18 protein-coding genes are annotated in these 19231 nt (G+C 61.3%); 4 read left to right on the top strand and 14 right to left on the bottom strand.

From position 1 onward, the window contains the following. Positions 1–29: 29 nt before the first annotated feature. From AC3WWH_RS13405 to AC3WWH_RS13385, 5 genes are all read right to left on the bottom strand, one after another. Complete coding sequence (locus AC3WWH_RS13405; RefSeq protein ID WP_373419837.1) at positions 30–1127, bottom strand: ABC transporter substrate-binding protein; 1098 nt, start codon at positions 1125–1127, stop codon at positions 30–32. A 69-nt stretch (positions 1128–1196) separates the two neighbouring features. Further along, positions 1197–2276: an ABC transporter substrate-binding protein gene (locus tag AC3WWH_RS13400; protein WP_245299080.1), complete on the bottom strand. Its 1080-nt coding sequence runs from the start codon at positions 2274–2276 to the stop codon at positions 1197–1199. A gap of 85 nt (positions 2277–2361) precedes the next feature. Beyond that, the gene (locus AC3WWH_RS13395) at positions 2362–3498 is read right to left on the bottom strand and encodes an ABC transporter substrate-binding protein (RefSeq protein WP_058321403.1); all 1137 of its coding nucleotides are present in this window, start codon (positions 3496–3498) and stop codon (positions 2362–2364) included. A gap of 47 nt (positions 3499–3545) precedes the next feature. Further along, on the bottom strand, positions 3546–4676 hold the full coding sequence (locus AC3WWH_RS13390) for an ABC transporter ATP-binding protein (RefSeq protein ID WP_113399569.1): 1131 nt from the start codon (positions 4674–4676) through the stop codon (positions 3546–3548). Continuing rightward, positions 4676–6526, bottom strand: coding sequence for an ABC transporter permease (locus AC3WWH_RS13385; protein ID WP_058321402.1), 1851 nt, complete (start codon positions 6524–6526; stop codon positions 4676–4678). Before AC3WWH_RS13385 ends, AC3WWH_RS13390 begins: the two co-directional genes overlap by 1 nt. 583 nt (positions 6527–7109) lie before the next feature. On the opposite strand from AC3WWH_RS13385, the gene AC3WWH_RS13380 reads away from it, so the two are divergent. Then, positions 7110–8099 (top strand): LacI family DNA-binding transcriptional regulator, encoded by a 990-nt coding sequence (locus AC3WWH_RS13380; RefSeq protein ID WP_058327540.1) that lies wholly within the window; start codon positions 7110–7112, stop codon positions 8097–8099. 9 nt (positions 8100–8108) lie between these two features. Here the strand turns inward: AC3WWH_RS13380 and AC3WWH_RS13375 are convergent, their stop codons facing one another. The 6 genes from AC3WWH_RS13375 to AC3WWH_RS13350 form a co-directional block, all read right to left on the bottom strand. Next, entirely contained in the window at positions 8109–9755 is a 1647-nt protein-coding gene (locus AC3WWH_RS13375; RefSeq protein WP_492377039.1) for a Na/Pi cotransporter family protein, read from the bottom strand. Positions 9756–9772: 17 nt separating this feature from the next. After that, entirely contained in the window at positions 9773–10066 is a 294-nt protein-coding gene (locus AC3WWH_RS13370; protein WP_492377038.1) for a MurR/RpiR family transcriptional regulator, read from the bottom strand. 2 nt (positions 10067–10068) lie between these two features. Next, positions 10069–11769, bottom strand: coding sequence for a metallophosphoesterase family protein (locus tag AC3WWH_RS13365; protein WP_492377037.1), 1701 nt, complete (start codon positions 11767–11769; stop codon positions 10069–10071). Continuing rightward, positions 11762–12382, bottom strand: a complete 621-nt coding sequence (locus tag AC3WWH_RS13360) for a dual specificity protein phosphatase family protein (protein WP_058321398.1) — start codon at positions 12380–12382, stop codon at positions 11762–11764. Before AC3WWH_RS13360 ends, AC3WWH_RS13365 begins: the two co-directional genes overlap by 8 nt. Before the next feature lie 61 nt (positions 12383–12443). Then, on the bottom strand, positions 12444–13283 hold the full coding sequence (locus AC3WWH_RS13355; RefSeq protein WP_058321397.1) for an inositol monophosphatase family protein: 840 nt from the start codon (positions 13281–13283) through the stop codon (positions 12444–12446). Positions 13284–13368: 85 nt separating this feature from the next. After that, complete coding sequence (locus tag AC3WWH_RS13350) at positions 13369–13845, bottom strand: Lrp/AsnC family transcriptional regulator (protein WP_058321396.1); 477 nt, start codon at positions 13843–13845, stop codon at positions 13369–13371. Positions 13846–13971: 126 nt separating this feature from the next. On the opposite strand from AC3WWH_RS13350, the gene alr reads away from it, so the two are divergent. From alr to AC3WWH_RS13335, 3 genes are read left to right on the top strand one after another with little or no spacing between them, the layout of a single operon-like run. Further along, positions 13972–15105 (top strand): alanine racemase, encoded by a 1134-nt coding sequence (alr, locus tag AC3WWH_RS13345; protein WP_492377036.1) that lies wholly within the window; start codon positions 13972–13974, stop codon positions 15103–15105. Positions 15106–15132: 27 nt separating this feature from the next. Next, positions 15133–16383 carry a D-amino acid dehydrogenase gene (locus AC3WWH_RS13340; RefSeq protein WP_492377035.1) on the top strand — a complete coding sequence of 417 codons (1251 nt, stop codon included), beginning with the start codon at positions 15133–15135 and terminating at the stop codon, positions 16381–16383. A 34-nt stretch (positions 16384–16417) separates the two neighbouring features. Continuing rightward, entirely contained in the window at positions 16418–16795 is a 378-nt protein-coding gene (locus AC3WWH_RS13335; protein ID WP_492377034.1) for a RidA family protein, read from the top strand. Positions 16796–16889: 94 nt separating this feature from the next. On the opposite strand, the gene AC3WWH_RS13330 is transcribed toward AC3WWH_RS13335, so the two are convergent. From AC3WWH_RS13330 to AC3WWH_RS13320, 3 genes are all read right to left on the bottom strand, one after another. Next, positions 16890–17588 carry an alpha/beta fold hydrolase gene (locus AC3WWH_RS13330; RefSeq protein WP_492377033.1) on the bottom strand — a complete coding sequence of 233 codons (699 nt, stop codon included), beginning with the start codon at positions 17586–17588 and terminating at the stop codon, positions 16890–16892. A gap of 371 nt (positions 17589–17959) precedes the next feature. Continuing rightward, on the bottom strand, positions 17960–18412 hold the full coding sequence (locus AC3WWH_RS13325) for a DUF2721 domain-containing protein (protein WP_058321384.1): 453 nt from the start codon (positions 18410–18412) through the stop codon (positions 17960–17962). 242 nt (positions 18413–18654) lie between these two features. After that, positions 18655–19116 carry a hypothetical protein gene (locus AC3WWH_RS13320; protein WP_492377032.1) on the bottom strand — a complete coding sequence of 154 codons (462 nt, stop codon included), beginning with the start codon at positions 19114–19116 and terminating at the stop codon, positions 18655–18657. Positions 19117–19231 lie beyond the last annotated feature (115 nt).

Raw genomic sequence — 19231 nt, 5'->3', positions numbered from 1 at the left:
ATTCGTGAGGCCGCGCCGAGCCCAAGTTTCTATTTCCCGTAGTTCACTCGCCAGAAGTCCTGCCATTCCTCGCGCCGGTCAAAATCCTCAAGACCGGTTGCGGCATCGTAGGGGAACAGGCGGTCCGCCACTTCCATGATCCCCGACGGCTCGTCCGCCGGCATCTTGATATCGGAGTTGGTCGGCAGCTTGCCGTCCTTCATCTGCGGCGCAATGCCCTCTTCCGTCAGCACGTAATGGATGAAGAGCCTTGCGGCGTTCGGGCTTGCGGTCTTTGTCGCGACCAGGCCGAGCTTGGTGTAGGTCCAACCGACCCATGGCTGGAGTTCCGTACACAGCCCGAGCTTATAGCCCTTGCCTTCATTGTCGCGAAACTTGGCCGAACTCAGGAGCCCGAAGAAGGGCTCCTTCTGGCCGGCGGCGCCAACCGCTTCAGCCACCGGGTCGTCGCCATCCGTGACGAGCGGTCCGTTCTGGGCGAGCGCCTTGATCCATGCCGCCGCGGCGCTCTTTTCACCCGTCTCCAAGTCCCTTCCAAAGTGGACCTTGTAGGCCTCCGCGACCTTGGCGTCGGCGTGTCTCTCCAACTGGTTGAACCAGTCGGTATAGGTACTCTTGGTCAGGGGATCGACGAGCGCGATCTTGCCTTTCCATTTCGCCTCCGTCAGTTCCCAGATGTTGCTGATGGGGCATTTGTCATAAGCCTCGGTGTTATAGGCCCAGACATTGGCATTGGTCGAAATCGCCAGAGGGCTCTGGAAGGCCGCCGGTATTTTTTCCTTCATATCACCGGGCAGATAGCTTTCGACAAAGCCCTGCGGCAGTAGCTGCGCCAGCGCGGCGGGTGCATCGGTGATCAGCGCGACATCGCCCTGGACATTGCCGGCCTGCGCCTCCCGGATGATCATCTCCAGCTGGCTGTTTGCCGACACTTTCACGCCCGTTGCCTTGACCCCGTATTTGGCGGTGAAGGCCTCGGCCATTTCGACGATCTTGCCTGTACTGTCATAGACGTTGATGGGTTTTTCCTTCTTCGCAGCCTCGACTAACGCTTCGAGATCGAAGGCTTCTTCGGCGCGCGCCTCAACTGCGACGGCGGTCGCAAGGGCGGCAAACGCCACCCCCATTGCAAGAAACTTGCTGTTGCCTTTTTTCATGGCTTCCCCTCCCAAGGAGACCGTTTCAAATTCACGAAGCTATTTCTGGTAGTTGATCCGCCAGAGGTCCTGCCAGGTTTCGCGCTTTTGGAGATCGTCATCGGCCGTCGCGGCATCAAAGACCATCAGTTCACCGAGGTGTTTGGAGACGCCGGAAGGCTCGTCCGCAGGCAGGGCAATCGTCCTGTTGCCGGAGACCTTTCCGTCAACGGTCTGCGGCGCGATCCCCTCGGCGGTCATGAGATACCGAACAAAAAGCTTCGCCGCGTTCGGGCTCTTCGTCTGGGCGGCGATCAAGCCAAAGCCGGGATAAAGGAAGCCCGTGAACGGCTTGACTCCGGCACAAATACCGAGCTTCAGTCCCTTGGTGACATTCTCCCGGTACTTTGCAGTCGAGGTAATCGCAAAGAACGGCTCGGCCTGACCGGGCGCACCTGCGGCCTCGGCCACGGTTGATGAATCGGCGAGCAGCGGGCCATTTGAGGCAAATGCCTTGACCCAAGCGACCGTTGCGCTCTCGCCTTGCGTATCGAGCGTCTTGCCGTAGTGCGCCTCATAGGCGCGCGCAACGTCGTTGTCGCGATGAGCAGCGATCTGATTGAACCAATCCGCATAGAGCGGCTTGTCGAACAGATCGAGCATCGCGACCTTGCCCTTCCATTTCGGCTCGGTCAGCTGCCAGATGTTGGTAATGGGGCATTTCTCGTACTTCTCCGTGTTGTAGGTCCATACGTGCGGATCGGAGACGACCACCAACGGGTTGCGCGACGTCTCGGCAATGTCACCCGCAAGATCGGGCGGCATCCAGCTGGTAGCGATGCCCTCGGGAAGAATCTGCCCAACTGCGGAAGCAACATCCATGGCGAGGCTGACATCGCCGACGGCGTTGCCCGCCTGATGCTCGCGGATCATGAGTTCGACCTGCGTCGCCTCATTCACCTTCTTGCCATTTGCTTCAATTCCGTATTTTTCGGTGAAGTCTTTGACAGTATCGACGATTTTGCCGGTGACGGCATAGACTGTGATCGGCGGTTCTTTCTTTGCCGCCGCGATCGTCGCTTCAAGATCGAAGATTTCCTCGCCCTTGGCTGCGGAAGCGAAGGATATAACGGCCGCCATACCCAAGGCGGTGACGGACACAACCGCTCCGAGCCGACGGGACCCCATGATTTGAGTGCTCATAAAATTATCCTCGGAGCTCGCTTCATTTCTGGTAGTTGATGCGCCAGAGGTCCTGCCAGGTTTCGCGCGCGTCCCAGTCGTCGAGGCTGGTCGACATCTCATAAGGCATGACCTGGTCGAGGACGGCGCCGATGCCGGACGGTTCGTCGGCAGGCAGCGAGACATCCTTGTTCGTCGACATCTTCCCGTCTTCGGCCTGCGGGGCGATGCCTTCGGCGGTCATCACATAGTGGATGAAGAGCTTCGAGGCGTTCGGGCTGTTGGTGCCCTTTGTGATCAGCCCGACACCCGGATACATCCAGCCGAGCCACGGCTTCAGGTCCTTGCAAAGCCCGAGCTTCATGCCCTTCTCGGCATTGTCACGGAACTTCGCGGAACTCATCAGTCCCATGAACGGCTGCGATTGACCGGGCGCCCCGACGGCATCGGCAGCCGCCGCATCGGCATCGGTCAGGAGCGGAGCATTGGCGGCAAGCGCCTTCACCCAGGCGGCGGTTGCACTGCCGTCGTCGGTTTGAAGGTCCTTGCCATGGAGCTCCTTATAGGCGGCGGCAACCTTGTCGTCGCCGTGCTTGGCCATCTGGTTGAACCAATCGACATAGGACGCCTTGCCGAGCGGGTCCTGCATCGCGACCTTGCCCTTCCATTCCGGTCCCGTCAGCTGCCAGATGTTCGTGACCGGGCACTTGTCGAAGAGTTCGGTGTTGTAGGCCCAGACATTGGCGCTGGTGACCACAGTGAGCGGGTCGTGGTATTGCGCGGAAATCTTCGATGCGAGGTCCGGCGGCAGCCAGCTCTCGGCAAAGCCCTGCGGAATGAGCTGCGCCATCGCGGCCGGCGCGTCGCTGATGATCGAGACATCGCCCTGGATATTGTTGGCTCGGGCTTCGCGAATGATCATCTCGAGCTGTGCTGTCGCCTTGACCTTGGAACCCTCGGCGCCGACCCCATACTTCTCGGCAAAGGCCTTGGCCATTTCGACGATCTTGCCGGTGCTGTCGTAGACCGTGATCGGCGGCTCCTTGCGCGCAGCCTCGATCAGCGCGTTGAGATCGAACGGCTCCTCCGCCAGCGCCGGGCCACCCAGTGTGGCGATGGCCGATGCCAGCAACGCGCGTCTGATTGCCCGTCTTGTCCTGTCAGTCTTCCGAAATTGCATCGTCTGTTCCTCCCTCAGAGCGTGTTTCGGTTTATCGCTGTGGCGCCTTAGTTCAGCGTGCTCGCGCGCAGAAGCGCGTCCGCTTCGGCGATGCGCTGGCCGTCTTTGTCGAAGAGGTGCAGCGCATCGGGTGGCGCAAAAAAATCGACCCTGGATCCGGTCTCGACGCGCGGGAGCGCATTGGTTGTCAGGAACAGCGTGTCGTTTTCGTTCCTGAGTTCAAGGATCCAGCTGCCGCCGGTCGGCAGGACGCCCGTCACCGTCATCTCACCTGTGAAGCTTCCGGCCGGAACATCCCCGCCCTTTGTCGCGTAGCCGATCGCTTCCGGCCGGATGCCGGCCGAACCGACGCCGCGCAACGACGGATAGCGCTCGCCGAGATAGGCTGCGGCGGCCCGCGACATCGCCGATGCGGACGATCCGAAGGTCAGGATATTGATCGGCGGGCTGCCGACGAATTCTGCAACGAAGCGATTGGCGGGGCGGTCGTAGATATCGTTCGGCGTGCCCATCTGCTGCAACGTGCCTTCGTTCATGACGGCAATCGTCGTCGCCAGCGTCATCGCTTCCCATTGGTCGTGGGTCACGAAGACGATCGTCGTCTTGAATTCCTTGTGGATGCGCTTGAGCTCCGCCCGCATTTCGAGACGCAGCCGCGCATCGAGGTTGGAGAGCGGCTCGTCGAGCAGAAGCACGCCCGGATTGACCGCGAGCATCCGGGCAAGCGCCACACGCTGCTGCTGGCCGCCGGAAAGCTGCGAGGGGTAGCGGTCGCGATATTTGGCGATGTCGAGCGCTTGCATGACCTTCTCTACCCGCTGCTCCCGCTCTTCCTTCGGCAGCTTGCGCAGGCGCAGACCGAAGTCGGTATTGCGTTCGATGGTTAGATGCGGCCACAGCGCGTAGCTCTGGAAAACAAGCCCCATCTCGCGCTTTTCCGGCGGTATGAACACGCCTGCCCTGACCGAGTCGACCACACGCTCGCCAATGCGGATTTCTCCATCGGAGAGGTTTTCGAGGCCGGCGATCATACGCAGCGTCGTGGTCTTGCCGCAGCCGGACGGCCCGAGCAGGCACATGAACTCACCGTCGCGGATTTCGAGGTCAAGGTTCGAAACGGCATTGGCGGAATTCACGCCATAGTTCTTCTGAGCACCGCTGAGATTGATGGTGGGCATCAGCTTCCGAGTCCTTCTGCGAGGTTGGTCTTGGTCAGCTTCTGGGCTGCCAGGGTTCCGAGATAGGCGATGGCGGCGATGATCAGCACGACCGCGTTTGCCGCCTGGGTGTAGTGGTAGTCGACGAGCCTGAGCGAGTAGGTCGTCAGCACATCGGTGCTCGGCACGGCGAGGATGACGAAGAGGCTCAGCCCCTTGATGCCGGAGATGAACGGCAGCAGCACGCCGGTGACGAGCGACCCCTTCTGGATCGGGATGACGATCGAGATCATCCGTCGGAACCAGCCGGCGCCGGCGATCTGGGCGGCCTCTTCGGGATCCTTGCCGAGTTGGGTCATGGCGGAAATACCGGCGCGCGAGGCATAGGGCATCTGGTCGGCAATCAGCGCCAGGATCAGGATCGTGACCGTGCCGTAGAGAGCGGGCATTGGCCCACGCGGCACGGCGAAGAGCGAGAGGTAGGCGGCGGCGAAGGCGATGCCGGGCACCAGATAGGGCAGGAAGGTCACCTGGCGCAGATAGACCGACAGCGCTTTGACCGGTGTGCGGATGACGACATAGCCGACGAGCAGGCCGAGGATGCCGGAGGTCAGCGAGGCAAGACCGACGATCATGAGCGTGTTCTTGGCGGCAGCCCAGAGGTCCGGGCTCAAGAGTATGCCTGTCTGCAGCGCCACGGTGTTGAGATCACGGCCGATCCAGTAGTCGAGCGTGAAGTTGTCGAATGTAAACTGTGCCGGCAGCTTCATGATGGTGGACAGGAACAGGGTGAGCAGCGGCAACCCGACGCTCAGCAGGAAGATAAGCGCGGCGAAACCCGTCGCCGGCAGACGATACTTACCAAGCCGGCTCTGGCGGTTCATCGAGCCCTTCGAGCCGACGGTGACAAACCGTCTGGCTTCGCGGACAAGCCGGGCGTCGATCATCAGGGTAATGATGCCGATCAGCATGATCGAGGCCGCGACGACACCGGCAACGCCCGTCTGACGGGAGGCGATGCTGCGGAAGAGAGACGTCGAGAGCACTTCGAACTTGACCGGCAGGCCGAGGACATAGGGTACGCCGAACTCGCCGAGGCATTTGGCGAAGATCAGCACCATGGAGGACAGCAGCGCCGGGCGCATCAGCGGCAGGATGATCTGGATCGCCACCTGGTAACGCTTGGCTCCCAGGATGCGCGCGGAGTCTTCGAGCTGCGAGTCGAAACGGCGAAGAGCCGAACCAAACAACAGGATGACGAACGGCGTATAGTGCAGCGCCAGGATAACGATGATCGGGAAGCGACCATAGGCGACCCAATCGGGCGGCGTCAGCCCCATCGCCTCGAACCACCCTGGTTGGCCGCCAACCGTCCTGTTCTTGAAGAGCGTCGTCCAGGCGAGCGCGAAGGTCCAGGCTGGCAGCATGTACGGCACTATGAGCGCGGTCGCGAACCAGCGGCGCCCAAACATATCTGTTCGGCTGATCAACCATGCGAGCACAGTCCCGATCAGCAGCGACAGACTGATGGCCCCGAGGGCGACCGACAGGGTGTTCAGGAGGGGCCGCCAGAAGAGATCAACCGAAACAGGTGAAAGGAACGCACGATTAAGATAGTAGAGCGTCAGATCACCAAAATCCTTGCCGAGCCGCCGCTCGTGACCGAACTGAACCCGAACTGAATCCAAGACGATCGAAATGATCGGCACGACGATCAGATAGGTGAACAGAAGAGCCGTCAGGATTCCGATCAATGTGGTCGGCTCTCGGGAAGCGACCTTCGCGCGATAGCGCCAGCGCTGCCATGGCGTCGGCGCGATCGCGCCATCTGGCACTGTCGACGCCTTGGCTGTTTCACTCAATAAGGCCATGCTCTTCCCCTCGGAACTCGACATGCGCAATCTGTCGCGGCGATCGACGCCGGGCAGCGCTCCAGTAATATTGATGGGGAAAGCAGAGTTCGCGCTTCGCTCTACGCAGCGCCGCACACGGACACAAGATACCGCACCCGCCCGGCTCCAATCCTCCCCACTCGCGGACAGGTACGAACGCCCTGCCAAAACGACAGCTCCAACTCCTCAAAGGCGCCGCCATTGTCGCGAACACAGACGGAACAAATATTCCAAAAACGCTCCGACTGTGGAATGCATGATCCAACGGCGACGATATCTTGTCAATAAAAAAATGCACACGTGCGCAATGATTTATCCATCTGTTTTAATTGATATTTTTTTGATGGTTGGCTATTCATTTTAGAACACGTGATCAATCGCCTATCGAAGGGTCTTTCCGGGGCTACGATCAATGGCGAGCGCGGAGGTAAAAGTACCGTGGATAGGGGCTGTCGAGCGGGAACCGAGGACCGTCGGTCCTAAGCGATTGCTTGCACTTTTTCGTTGGAATGGGGCAGCTTTTATGGCCCTGATGGAAATGTCTGATTCAATGGGGGAAGGCATGGCAAGAGGGTTCGTGACGGCCGAGGAAGTCGCAAAGCGCGCGGGCGTCTCGCGCTCGGCGGTCTCTCGGACCTTTACACCTGGAGCCAGCGTTTCCCAGTCCGTGAGGCGCAAGGTTTTGAAGGCGGCCCGGGAGCTCGGCTACCGTGTCAACCGGCTGGCGCAAGGCTTGAACAACGACCGATCGAACCTGATCGGTGTCGTCGGCGCCAACCTCAGCTCACCCTTCATTTCGAAACAGCTCGATCTGCTGAGCATCGGCCTCTTGCGAAAGGGTTTGCAGTGCCTGCTACTCAATGCCGCGGATGCCCGCAAGGATATCGCGCCGCTGATCGAACTGCTCTTCGAGTTCCGCGCGCAGGCCATCGTGGTTCTTTCCGGAGAGCCGCCGGAATCGATCGTCGACCAGTGCATCGCGAACGGCGTTAGGTTGATCCTCATCAACCAGAAACTCGAACGCACCGATACGAGCATGGTCTTGAGCGACGATTCCCGTGGCGCCGATCTCGCGGCCGTTCGGTTGATTGAGGCGCAGTGCAAGAAGGTCGCGGTCATTTCAAGCGGCAGTCAGACACCGGCGCAGGTTCGTCGGGCAACGGCTTTCAAGCAGAAGATGGCTACGGCAGGCGTTGAAGTCGTTGCCTGGTCGGGCGGCCCGACCAGCTACGAGAGTGGTTATCAGGCCGGTTGTGAGGTGCTGAAAGATGAGGCCATTGACGGCGCATTCTGCGTCACCGATCTGCTCGCCCTCGGCTTTCTAGATGCGGCGCGTACCGAGATGCATCGCCGCATCCCTGCCGACCTTTCCGTCGTTGGCTTCGACGATATTCCGCAGGCGAGTTGGAAGAGCTACGAGCTCACCACCGTCGCGCAATCCTTTACCGCGCTGACCGATCACGTGCTGGCCGCGCTTGATTCCGACGATGCCGAAACCCGTCTCCAGGTCGTGCCAGTCGCGATGGTCGAGCGCAAGACGGCAAGACGCTAAGCCATTTCCTCAAGAAGCCGCCGGCCTGATGCGGCTGTCGATCAACAGTCCGCTTTGATCCAGGATCGGATGCGCAACCGACGCGATATGCGCATTGATGCGCTTTAAGTCGCGCAACATGTCGAGATGAAGCGAGCTGGTTTCGATGCTTTCGGCGCGTCCGTCGCGTAGCCGTTGGAGATGCCGTTCGGCCGATTGCCGCTCCAATCTGCGAACATCTTCTTTCGCTTCGACAAGGCGCCGCGCCATGGCGTTGTCGCGCGTGGCAAATACCGCCTGCGCCATGCGCAGGTTGTCGATCGTGACCGCGAATAGCCGCGATAGTTCTTCGTGGCCGTCGCGGGAAAAGGTCAGGCCTCGAGTGATCTTCTTCGCGAGTTCGGCCAACAAACCCTTTTCGATGATGTCGCCGATGTGCTCGAGGTTGATGGCATAGTCGACGATGTCCGTGGCCCGGCGTCGGTGCTGGTCGCCGATTTCGGTCTGGTCCACGCGGGAGACATACACCTTGATTTCGTGCTGAACGCGATCGACCCGCCCCTCGAGCGCACTGATCGTCGACAGCTTGGAAATGTCCGTCTGCTGTAGCGCGTCGTTTGCCTGCACGAGCATGCGCTCGATCATGTCACCGACGCCGAGGACCTCGCGGCTGGCGCCAGCGAGGGCTGCAACAGGTGTCTGTAGATCGCTGTGTTCCAGAAACGACCGGCCATTCTCGGCTTTAGCCGGCTCCGGCAAAAGCCGCGTGGTTAGGCGAGAAAGCAAGCCAGTAAAAGGAGCAGCCAGGACCGCCAGCGCAAGATTGAAGCCGAGATGCGCGTCGACCGGCAGCTTGTCGTGCGACAGGGGCAACAGTTCGAGCAATTGGGCGGAATAGCCAGCGAGCGGCAGCGCCAGCAAGCAACCGACCGCCCGCACGATCAGGTTACCAACCGCAACGCGCCTGGCGCTCGGCGCTGCATGCAGCGTGGCCAGCACCGGCGGCACGGCCCCGCCAAGATTTGCGCCGAGCACAAGGACGATGAGCAGGCCTGTCGAAAGGTGCCCGGACGCCGCAAGCGAGAGGATCAACACCACGATCGCCAGGCTGGACGAGGCAAGCACGGCGAGGACGGCGGAGATGATGAGGGCGACCGGCCAGGCGTTGTCGAGCAGCGCGAGGAAGGCCGAAAGCGCGGCTGATGTGCGAAGCGGCTCCGTCGCGGCGCCGATCAGATGCAGCGACAGCAACATCAGCCCGATGCCCACAAGGGCAGCACCTGCCCCCTTGCGTGCGTTCGAGCTTCCACGCCCCACGACAACGCCAGAAAGCAACAGAAGCGGCGAAAGCCAACCCACGCCCATTGCGACGATCCAGGCAGTCATTGCCGTTCCGACATTGGCGCCAAGCAACACCACTTGCGCCATGCGGGGCAGGATGAGGTCACGCTCGACGAAGGACGAGACCATGAGGGCGGTGGCGGTCGAACTCTGAAGCGCGACGGTCGCGACAAGGCCGGCAAAGAAGGCGCGCGGACCATCGCGCGTTCCGGTCGCCAGACCCGCCTTCAGGCGAGCACCGAAGGCGCGCTGCATGCCGTCACGCACCAGACCGAGACCGAACAGAAGCAGGGCCACGGCGCCGAAGAGATTGATGCTGACGATCGCCGAATCCATGGCCTCTCCCCTGAACGCTACTGTCTGCCGCGCATCAACTCGGCCCGGAAGAGCCGCTGAAAGGCCGCGTAGCTGTCGAAGCCAAGATCACTGACCAGGCGCATCACGGTCGTCGTCGAGACACCACTGCGTTCGGCCACTTCGCGCGCACTCGCAAAGGCGACATCATAGGGGTGAGCAAGCACGAACTTCGCCACCTCGAGGCGCCCGCCCTTCAATCGCCGAACGCCGAGGCGGCAGGACTCTCGCAGTTCGATGAAGGTCGCAGGCGGGGCGGTGGAGGTCGCGCAGAAGGACAACTGATGCGTCATGTTCAGGCCGCCTCCTCTTTCGCGGACGCGTTCTCAATGCGGATGCGAAGACCGCCAGCCTCGGCGCGATCGAGGAAGGCGTCAAACGCGCCGAAGAAGATCGAAAGGAACCCGTCCGTCGAGCCATCCCAGCCGCTTTCCGGAGGGCGCCCAAACCGTTCAGCGAGTGCGCGATAAAGCCAAAGGCGTGGCGCGGGAATTTTGTCGAGTGCAAGCACCGCGGCCTGCCGCAGGCAATACCAATCGGCGATCAGTTCGAGCATATCGAGGCGAGCCAACTGACCGGCATCTTCGAGCGCGCATGCCGCGACCACATCTGTTATCGTGCCGGGACCACCGAGGCGTTCGCAGACACCTTCGACAGTGAGCCCGGAAATTTCGTCGACGACTTCCTTCGGCCATTCCTTCGGGAAATAGCGGTGCTGGACCAGAGCACGCTTGTGCGCCTTCAGGAGCGCTCCGTAGTCAGACGGATCAAAGGCGGGATCAAGGTTTTCTTCCAGTTGCGCCATTTCGCGGCGATAGCCGTGCAGGATGCGCGGATCGACAGCAGTGGAATACAGTTCAATAGTTTCAATCAAGAAATCCGATGCGGATGGCTCGACGACCTTGAAGGCTGGTGGAAAGGCCACCAGCGACGGCACGGCAATATTGGTGAGCTGCCGACCGCCCCGTTCTCGGCGTGTGACGCCCTCGACATGAAGATGTCCGCTGAAATGCACCGTCATCCCGCCGTCGATGAGCACTTCCGCGACGGCCTCGCGTGGCGTCCTGCGGGCAATGTTGGTCTCGCCGAAGAGCACGCCTTCGGCTCCCGTTGCGCCGTCGAAGGGGTCGAGCACCGGGTAATGCGAGAAGGCAAGAAGCGTTTTGCCGAGCCTCCTGGCCCGCGCCGATACCTCGGCGATCCACTCGATGATGAACGCCTTCAGCCTCAACAGTGCGTTCCAGCCGGCGCCGGTACTGTCGACGAAGCCGGCCTCGCCGCCCTCCTCGAACGTTCCGTCGCGCGGCTCGAACACGTTGGCATCGATCATCATCAGCCAGAGGCCGGGCGCCGGCTCGACCAGATAGGAAGCGTCCATCAGCGTGTAGCTGTTTCGGCCATCGGGGGATGAAACCTGATATAGCCGGTCCTCGGCCTTGTCCGATGTGCCGAACGGCGTCTCCCAATGGATGTCGCCGGGCCTCCGGAAGTATCCGAACGCGGCCATGGGGGCGAGACCCTTCGGATATCCCTCACAGTACATCAGCGGCGTTGCGTACGTGCCAGGGCCAGCCTTCTCGCCGTCGCTCGTGACAATGACCCTCGCGGCGTTCGCACCAAGGAACTGCTTCGTGTGATGGCGCCCCTTCGGGCCGAAGATGTCGTGGTTGCCGGGAAGCGCATAGAAGCGCGTATCGTGCTCGCGTTCGTGTCGCTCCAGGATGGCGCGCAGCCGTTCGGTGGTTTGCCTTTGGCCGTCATCCGTGTAGTCGCCGAGAAGGACGACATGCCGGATGTCGCGCCGAACCACCTCCGCAAGCGCCTCGTCCAATGCCTTCGCACTCTCGTTGAAAACGCGGGTGGATTCGCGGGTATCGGCCCAGCTTCTGATGGCAACCCTCTCGCCATCGACCTCGATGGCGGGAAATTCGAAGTTGCCCTCAAGATCATGAAAGTGAGCATCGGCAATGACGGCGATCCGCGGCAAATCAGCCATTGGAATTGACCTGCGCACGGGATGTTTCGACGAGATCGATCCAGGCGGAGGCACGCCTCGCCGCTTCGTACAGCATGGGCTTCGGCGTCTCGAACCATTCGTCCGGCCTCAGTTCGCGGTGCTCCCGGATGTGGGCGACTGCGGCGTCCAGCGTTGGAAACAGATGCGGCTGTTGCTTGTGCAGAAAAAGCGCCACCAACGATACGGAGCGACTTCGCCCGCCGCGGCAATTGACCAGAATGTTGCCGCCGTCGACGAAGGGGTAGGTTGAGCGTTTCGGCATCGTCTGGCGCAAAGCGCCATCGAGAATGTAGTAAGCGCCGAGCATCATCGTGTCCGGGCTGCCGTCGCCGTCAATCATGCCGAGCTTGTAGTAGCGTATGTCGGCGTAACCACTCGCACAGAGGTCATCGTTGACTGCAATTTCCTCTTCGCGCACCAGATTGATATCCAAGTTGACCGCGCAATTGACGACGATGGTGATCCCGTGGCGCTTGAGCAGATCCATGTCGCGCGCGCCGTCGCTACCGCCGATATAGAGATCGGCGCTGTGCGGTCCGAGCCCCTTTGCGATCAGACTGATTGCGGGGCGCGCGTATACCGGTGCATTCATTGGTGTTTCCTTCTAGGGCGGCGAACGCGTCATTCGGCCGGTGATCCCGCCATTCGTTGTTTCAGGCCGATTGAAGCGCAGCCGTCATTTCGCGGGCGCTGACCGGAATGCCCGAAGCCTCGCTCACACCAGCGGCGATGGCCGGTGTCGACGCAAGCACCGGCCCTCCCTCCTGAAGGCTGCCGATCTCCATGAAGGGGCACACGACGCCGCCCGCTTCGGCCACGAGCAGGAGCCCGGCGAGACAATCCCATGAGTTCATATGCAATTCCACATAGGCGTCCGAGCGCCCGTCGGCAACATAGGCAAGCGCAAGTGCGCCCGACGCGCCGCGCCTGACATTGGCTCCTTTGGCGAGCATCCGCCGCATGGTTTCGAGGTAGGCCTCGTCCGGCACGCGGCGTGACCATCCCATTTCGATGGAGGCCGCATCGAATGCGACCGTCGACGAGATGCCGATGGGTTTTTCGTTCAATGTCGCTCCAGCCCCCCTTCGACAAAAATAGAGTTCGTCCTGAGCGGGATTATAGATGGCGCCGATCTCTGCCCTGCCCCGCTCCACATAGGTGATCGAGATGCAGAAATGCGGAATCCCGCGCGCAAAATTGGCTGTGCCATCCACCGGGTCGACGACCCACATGCGCTCGGCGATCAAGCCGCCGCCTTCCTCCCCCAGAAATGCATCGCCCGGGAAGTGTGTCGCAATCGCCTGACGGATGTGAGCCTCGGACGCAGCATCGGTCTCGGTCAGAAAGTCCTGAGGGCCCTTCAACGAGAAGCCGCGCCTGAAACTCTCCTTGAAACCGGCGAGCACCAGCTCGCCGGCGGAGCGAATGACGTCCCGACATAACGACGCTCGCCCTGCGAGATCATTCGAATAGCGCGGATTTTGAACGTTCATCAGTGGGACTCCATTGCACACGCGTGCACATTTGCACGCGTGTGCACGGCGCGCAAGCAGAATCTGCGCCGCCGCCTCGTCGTCTCTACGGCCGCATGGGGCGCTTAGTACCGGTTCGCGTCGCGAGCACGTTACGGATCGCAAAACTCGAATGTATTCGCGAAACACCGGGAAGAGCCGAGAGGATTTCCTTGTGAATGCGCTCGAACTCACCGGCATTGGCGACTTCGACGCGCAATAGATAATCCGATCCGCCCGTCATCAGGAAACACTCCTTTATTTCGGGGTGCCTGCGTATCGCAGCCTCGAAGCGGTCGAGGTAATCCTCCGTCTGACGATCGAGCGTGATGTTGATGATCACGGCGATGGTGGCCTCGACGTTCGATGTGTCTACCAGCGCAGTATAGCCGCGGATAACTCCGGCCTGCTCCATCAGTTTTATGCGCCTGAGGCAGGCCGATGGCGAAAGGCCGACTTCGGCGGCAAGGCTCGCGTTGCTGCGCCGGGCATCGAGACGAAGCAGGCGAAGAATGTTGCGGTCTATCGCATCAAGTGCGGCCATTGCAGATTATTCCAATTTATCATCGTTTCTTTTAATGATCATGATTTTACGCAACGATCAATCATTCTTTCCTTGGCAATTTCACGATCGTTTCACTAATCTCCCGCCAACACGGGGGAGGCTGGAATGGACGGGGCAATACAGGCAAGAAGGCAAGGTACGGCGACCGCCACGGGCGGCGCATCGGGCTACCTGGCCATCGATCTAGGGGCCATTGCTCGCAACTATGAAAAGCTGGCGGCTGAGGTAGCGCCTGCGCGCGCAGCCGCAGTCGTCAAGGCGGATGCCTATGGGCTCGGCGCCAACCGGGTCGCCGCCAGGCTTTACGAACATGGTTGCCGTCACTTCTTCGTCGCCCAATTCGTTGAAGCCCTGCGCCTGCAGCCAAGTCTCGCAGCCGATGCCACCGTCTATGTGTTGAACGGCCTCCAGCCCGGCAATGAAACGGACTGCGCCGAGCATCGCATCGTGCCGGTCATCAATTCGCTGGAGCAGTTGCAGCGCTGGAACGAGACTGCGAAGACGCTCGGCCGCAAGCTGCCGGCGGCTCTGCAATTCGATACCGGCATGTCGCGCCTCGGCGTTCCACCGGCAGAACGCGCCGCCGTTGCCAGCCTGCTGACAGCAAGCGGTAGCATTGATGTCCAGTTCATCATGAGCCACCTCGCCTCGGCCGACGAGGCCGAGAGCGAGCAGAACGGAAGTCAGCTAGCCGAGATGAACCGCATCACGGCTGAATTCCCCGAGTTCGACCTGTGCTTCGCAAATTCGGGCGGCATCTTCCTCGGCAGACCCTATCATGGTGTACTTGCCCGCCCCGGCATCGCACTCTACGGCGGCGCGCCGACCGCCATCCAGCCCAATCCGATGGAACCCGTCCTGCGCCTCGATGTGGCTGTCGTGCAGACCCGCACCGTGCCTGCCGGCGCGCGCGTCGGCTACAGCGGCACCCATATTGCCACGGGAGAAACCCGCCTTGCCATCATTGCCGCCGGCTATGCCGATGGCCTGCCGCGCAGCCTGAGCGGCCGGGGCGCGGTCTATTGCGACGGCATTCGCCTGCCGATCGTCGGCCGCGTTTCGATGGACAGCATCACCATCGACATCTCCGCTTTGCCGGATGGTCGCCTGCATCTTGGCAGCCTTGTGGAAGTGCTCGGCTCCAATCAGGCGCTTGAAGACATTGCGCGCGACGCCGGTACCATATCCTACGAAATCCTGACCGGCCTCGGCCAGCGCTACGAGCGGCAATACCGCTGACCCCTTCTCTTCTCCCGTGAGGACATCATGAAAGTTATCGTTCTCGGCGCCGGCATCATCGGCGTGACCTCGGCCTACCAGCTTGCCAAGGCAGGACATGAGGTGACGGTCATCGACCGTCAGCCCGGCCCCGCCTTGGAGACGAGCTTTGCCAATGCCGGCGAAGTCTCTTTCGGCTACTGCTCACCCTGGGCCGCGCCCGGCATTCCGATGAAGGCGATGAAGTGGCTGTTCATGGAGCATGCACCTCTGATCCTGCGCCCGAAGGTCGACACCGCCATGCTGTCGTGGATGGTGAGGATGCTCTCCAACTGCACGTCCAAGCGCTACGCCATCAACAAGAGCCGCATGTTGCGCCTCGCCGACTACAGCCGCATCTCACTCGCCACACTGCGCACAGAGACCGGCATCGCCTATGACGAGCGGATGCAGGGCACGCTGCAATTGTTCCGCACACAGCAGCAGCTCGATGCGTCCGGAAAAGACGTCAAGGCGCTCGCCGCCGACGGCATTCCCTACGAGGTGCTGGACCGCGACGGCTGCATCCGGGTCGAGCCGGCGCTGAAGCACGTGCGCGAAAAGATCGTCGGCGGCCTGCTGACACCGAAGGACGAGACCGGCGACTGCTTCAAGTTCAGCAACGCACTTGCGAAGAAGGCCGAAGACCTCGGCGTGCGCTTCAACTACGGCAGTATCATCCGTGGCCTCGACGTCGAGGGTGGCCGCATACGTGGTGTCGTCACCGCGCACGGAACGCTGCAGGCCGACGCCGTGGTCGTGGCGCTCGGCAGCTTTTCGCCGCTGCTCGTCAGGCCACACGGCATCCGTCTGCCGGTCTATCCGGTCAAGGGCTATTCGCTGACGATCCCGATCACCGACGCGTCGCGCGCGCCGGAATCGACTGTGATGGACGAGACCTTCAAGATCGCCATCACAAGGCTCGGTGATCGCATCCGCGTCGGCGGCATGGCCGAAATCTCCGGCTACACCAACGATCTCGGCGAGCCCCGCCGCCTCACACTGCAGCATTCTGTCACCGACCTCTTCCCCGGCGGCGACGTGTCGAAGGCGAGCTTCTGGTCGGGCCTTCGCCCGATGACGCCGGATGGCACGCCGGTCATCGGTGCGACGAGGGTCGCGGGCCTCTATCTCAACACCGGTCACGGTACGCTCGGCTGGACGATGAGCTCCGGTTCGGCCCGGGTGATCGCCGATCTCGTCAGCGGGCGCAAGTCTGAGATCGACGCAACCGATCTCGCAATAGCTCGCTACGCTTAAGCAGCTCTCTTAATCACTTTCGAGGAAACAAATCATGATCCAGGAAATCCACACGAACGACGCGCCGGGCGCAGTCGGCCCCTTCTCCCAGGCGATCAAGGTCGGCAACCTGCTGTTCGTTTCCGGCCAGCTCCCGATCGATCCAGCGACTGGCGAATTCAACTCGGATGACGCGATCGCGCAGACCGAGCAGTGCCTAAAGAACCTTGCCGCCATTGCCGCCGCCGCCGGCACAAGCCTCGCCAACACCGTCAAGACGACGGTCCTTTTGACCGACCTCGGCAACTTCGCCGAGATCAACAAGGTCTATGCCGGCTTCTTCTCCAAGCCGTTCCCCGCACGCGCCTGCTACGAAGTCAGCGCGCTTCCAAAGGGTGCAAAGGTCGAGATCGAGGCGGTCATTGCGCTCTAAGCGCCTCGCGTAGGAGACGTCAATCAAATGAGCGGCCAACACCGCCCAACCTCTCCAGGCATGGCGTGCCTTGATACCACGCCAAAAGTGTTCGTCAGCTTCCGGCGCGTTGTCGTTCAAGCCATTCCGCGATGACCTTGGCGAGGCGCTGCGGCGCCTCCATAGGAACCATGTGTCCGGTGTGTTCGATAATTTCGAAGTCTGAGCCGGCGATGCCCCGGTGAAGCTCAAGCGCTTCGGCCCGAGACCTCAACCGGTCCTGCTCTCCCGCGATGACGAGGGTTGGACACCGGATCGTTTTCAGATCATCCCGTTCGTCCCGCCGGTCGATCAGCGACTGCCTGCGAAACACGTCGCCGCCCAATCGCTGCCCTGCCGCCTGGATGCGCGCAACGATATCTGCCCGCTCGGCATTGTCAGGGTGCAGCGACGAGACCACAGCCGTCCTGCTCAGCCCCTTGAAGACGGCACTGCCAGTCTGTCCAGCGATTGTTTTCTTCCGCTGAAGCTCAACATCGCTGTCACCGCGCGCGGATGTTGCGATCAGGATAAGGGCGGTTACCCGGTCGGCGGCCTGCCGGACGATTTCCCGAGCGACATAGCCACCCATGGAGAAGCCGACGAGCACGAATTTGGACGGCGCTTCCCCGAGGGCGCGGCGGGCCAGAGCCGGTATGGAACTGTCCTGCGAAAGATCAGCGTATGTGGCGGGGCCAAATTCGCCCAGCGCGGGAACCACGTCACGCCAAAGATCGGCGTCGAGCATGAAACCCGGAACCAGAAGCATCGCCATGTTTCGCCACCTCGCCGCGCACGTTGAGTGACGGTATTGGAAGAAAGAGGCGAGTCGTCAAGGAAGGACCTCGCTTCGAGCCAAAAGTCGACACGAGGAAGTTCAGTTCTGGATCCCCCCACGGCCGGCTATTCCGGTGGCATGACCTGGCGCGGCTCCGGGCTGAAAGCCCAACATGCTGGCGCGAAAATTCTGCAGGTGAACATTGCCTGGCTTCTAAATGGGCAAGGCAGAGGTCCTGCGGAGGCGCGATAAAGCTCAACGGGCAAACCGTGGGAACGTCTTCGTCACTCGGTCCGGACGCCCCCAATGCGAGCCGAGATAGACGGAAAAGGCGGGCTCCATTCTCAGCCCGCCATGTCTCGCGAAGCTCAGTCGCGTCCGGCAGCCGACTGATCCATCCGCATCTGGCGCAGCATGTTCCGCCCGGCGATAAGCATCTCAAACAGGAACGCCACGAGCGAGACGATGAGCGAGACGATCGCACCGCCGAAGAACCAGAACAGGTTCTCCTCACGGAAGCCGAACGCGAGCGCGCCGGCAAGCAGGTTAAGGATCGCGCAGCCAGTACAGATCGCAGCCAAGGTTCCCAAGGCGACCGCTATCTCCAGGGCAAACGTCCGCCGGCGCAGATAGTCCAGTTGTATGCGACGCGCCTCATCGTCCCCATCCTTTTCCCCCACCTCGTTAACCCGATCCGAGACCCTGCCGAGACGTGTCGCATAGACATTGACAAAACCGGCTGTACCGGCGAGCAGGAAGACAGGCGCCAGGGACGTCTGGATGATCGAGGCCAAGTCGTTGACGATTGATGGTGGCTCCATGAGTGCTCTTAATAACTTCCGCGCAAGAGTATTCGCCTTGATGTGGGTAGCGTCCGATCAACCTACAGCCGCAAAAATAGACAATTTTCCGGCGGCAGCTCAGACGACTTGCCGCAGCTCCCTTGCCGAGAGCCGCCTGCTTGATCGCATAGCATCAGATCAATGCGTGAAGCGATATCCTCGATCCCGGATTGGAAGTCCGTGAGCTCTCGTTAGTAGACATCCTCGGCGGGCTCTTCATTTCATTTGGTGCAATGACGAGCGAAACGGATGCTCTTGATGATCGCCGCATGAGCGCTAACGCAGGCCAAGAGGATCAGAAAGAACAAGGCGAACGCCGCAGACGAGCCGTCGACGAGCGACCAGTCAACTGGCGGAAGTTGCGAAAACGAAACACTGGCGAGCCCGGCACTGTTTTGCGATATCTGGAGCACAGCGAGCCCGGAGGCGATGAGCGCCAAGTGCGCATGAAGGAAGCGCAGCTGCAGATATCGCTCCGGCCGGACCGCCACATAGCCGCCAACCGCGGCGGCGACAAGGAGCGTAAAGGTCACGCCCCAAAAGACCATGTCGGAAGCGGTTACGAGCCTGAGTAAAAGCGTGCGCGTCGTCGGCAACATGGTCGTGTACAAGGCCCAGGCGAGCGGGCTGGACGGAGTGTTACCAAGCAGCGCGACACTCAGGAGTGAGATGGTTGCGAGCAAGTAGGCTCCGCAGGGCCCAAGTCGAATGATGGTCAGCGCTAACGCTCGCATGGCTCCGCTCCTTTATGCCCGCCCACCCGATGTGGGATGTGTCAGACAGAAAATATAAGATGAT

The organism is Ensifer sp. EB106-03-01-XG145 (genome assembly GCF_058792075.1).
The sequence above is the reverse complement of the archived record's forward strand: the minus strand, read 5'-3'. Positions and strand labels throughout refer to the sequence as shown.

Bases quoted from the DNA above. Each gene is read 5' to 3' on its own strand.
- AC3WWH_RS13405 (WP_373419837.1), bottom strand. From the start codon at position 1,127: ATGGGGGTGGCGTTTGCCGCCCTTGCGACCGCCGTCGCAGTTGAGGCG.
- AC3WWH_RS13400 (WP_245299080.1), bottom strand. From the start codon at position 2,276: ATGGCGGCCGTTATATCCTTCGCTTCCGCAGCCAAGGGCGAGGAAATC.
- AC3WWH_RS13395 (WP_058321403.1), bottom strand. From the start codon at position 3,498: ATGCAATTTCGGAAGACTGACAGGACAAGACGGGCAATCAGACGCGCG.
- AC3WWH_RS13390 (WP_113399569.1), bottom strand. From the start codon at position 4,676: ATGCCCACCATCAATCTCAGCGGTGCTCAGAAGAACTATGGCGTGAAT.
- AC3WWH_RS13385 (WP_058321402.1), bottom strand. From the start codon at position 6,526: ATGGCCTTATTGAGTGAAACAGCCAAGGCGTCGACAGTGCCAGATGGC.
- AC3WWH_RS13380 (WP_058327540.1), top strand. From the start codon at position 7,110: ATGGCAAGAGGGTTCGTGACGGCCGAGGAAGTCGCAAAGCGCGCGGGC.
- AC3WWH_RS13375 (WP_492377039.1), bottom strand. From the start codon at position 9,755: ATGGATTCGGCGATCGTCAGCATCAATCTCTTCGGCGCCGTGGCCCTG.
- AC3WWH_RS13370 (WP_492377038.1), bottom strand. From the start codon at position 10,066: ATGACGCATCAGTTGTCCTTCTGCGCGACCTCCACCGCCCCGCCTGCG.
- AC3WWH_RS13365 (WP_492377037.1), bottom strand. From the start codon at position 11,769: ATGGCTGATTTGCCGCGGATCGCCGTCATTGCCGATGCTCACTTTCAT.
- AC3WWH_RS13360 (WP_058321398.1), bottom strand. From the start codon at position 12,382: ATGAATGCACCGGTATACGCGCGCCCCGCAATCAGTCTGATCGCAAAG.
- AC3WWH_RS13355 (WP_058321397.1), bottom strand. From the start codon at position 13,283: ATGAACGTTCAAAATCCGCGCTATTCGAATGATCTCGCAGGGCGAGCG.
- AC3WWH_RS13350 (WP_058321396.1), bottom strand. From the start codon at position 13,845: ATGGCCGCACTTGATGCGATAGACCGCAACATTCTTCGCCTGCTTCGT.
- alr (WP_492377036.1), top strand. From the start codon at position 13,972: ATGGACGGGGCAATACAGGCAAGAAGGCAAGGTACGGCGACCGCCACG.
- AC3WWH_RS13340 (WP_492377035.1), top strand. From the start codon at position 15,133: ATGAAAGTTATCGTTCTCGGCGCCGGCATCATCGGCGTGACCTCGGCC.
- AC3WWH_RS13335 (WP_492377034.1), top strand. From the start codon at position 16,418: ATGATCCAGGAAATCCACACGAACGACGCGCCGGGCGCAGTCGGCCCC.
- AC3WWH_RS13330 (WP_492377033.1), bottom strand. From the start codon at position 17,588: ATGGCGATGCTTCTGGTTCCGGGTTTCATGCTCGACGCCGATCTTTGG.
- AC3WWH_RS13325 (WP_058321384.1), bottom strand. From the start codon at position 18,412: ATGGAGCCACCATCAATCGTCAACGACTTGGCCTCGATCATCCAGACG.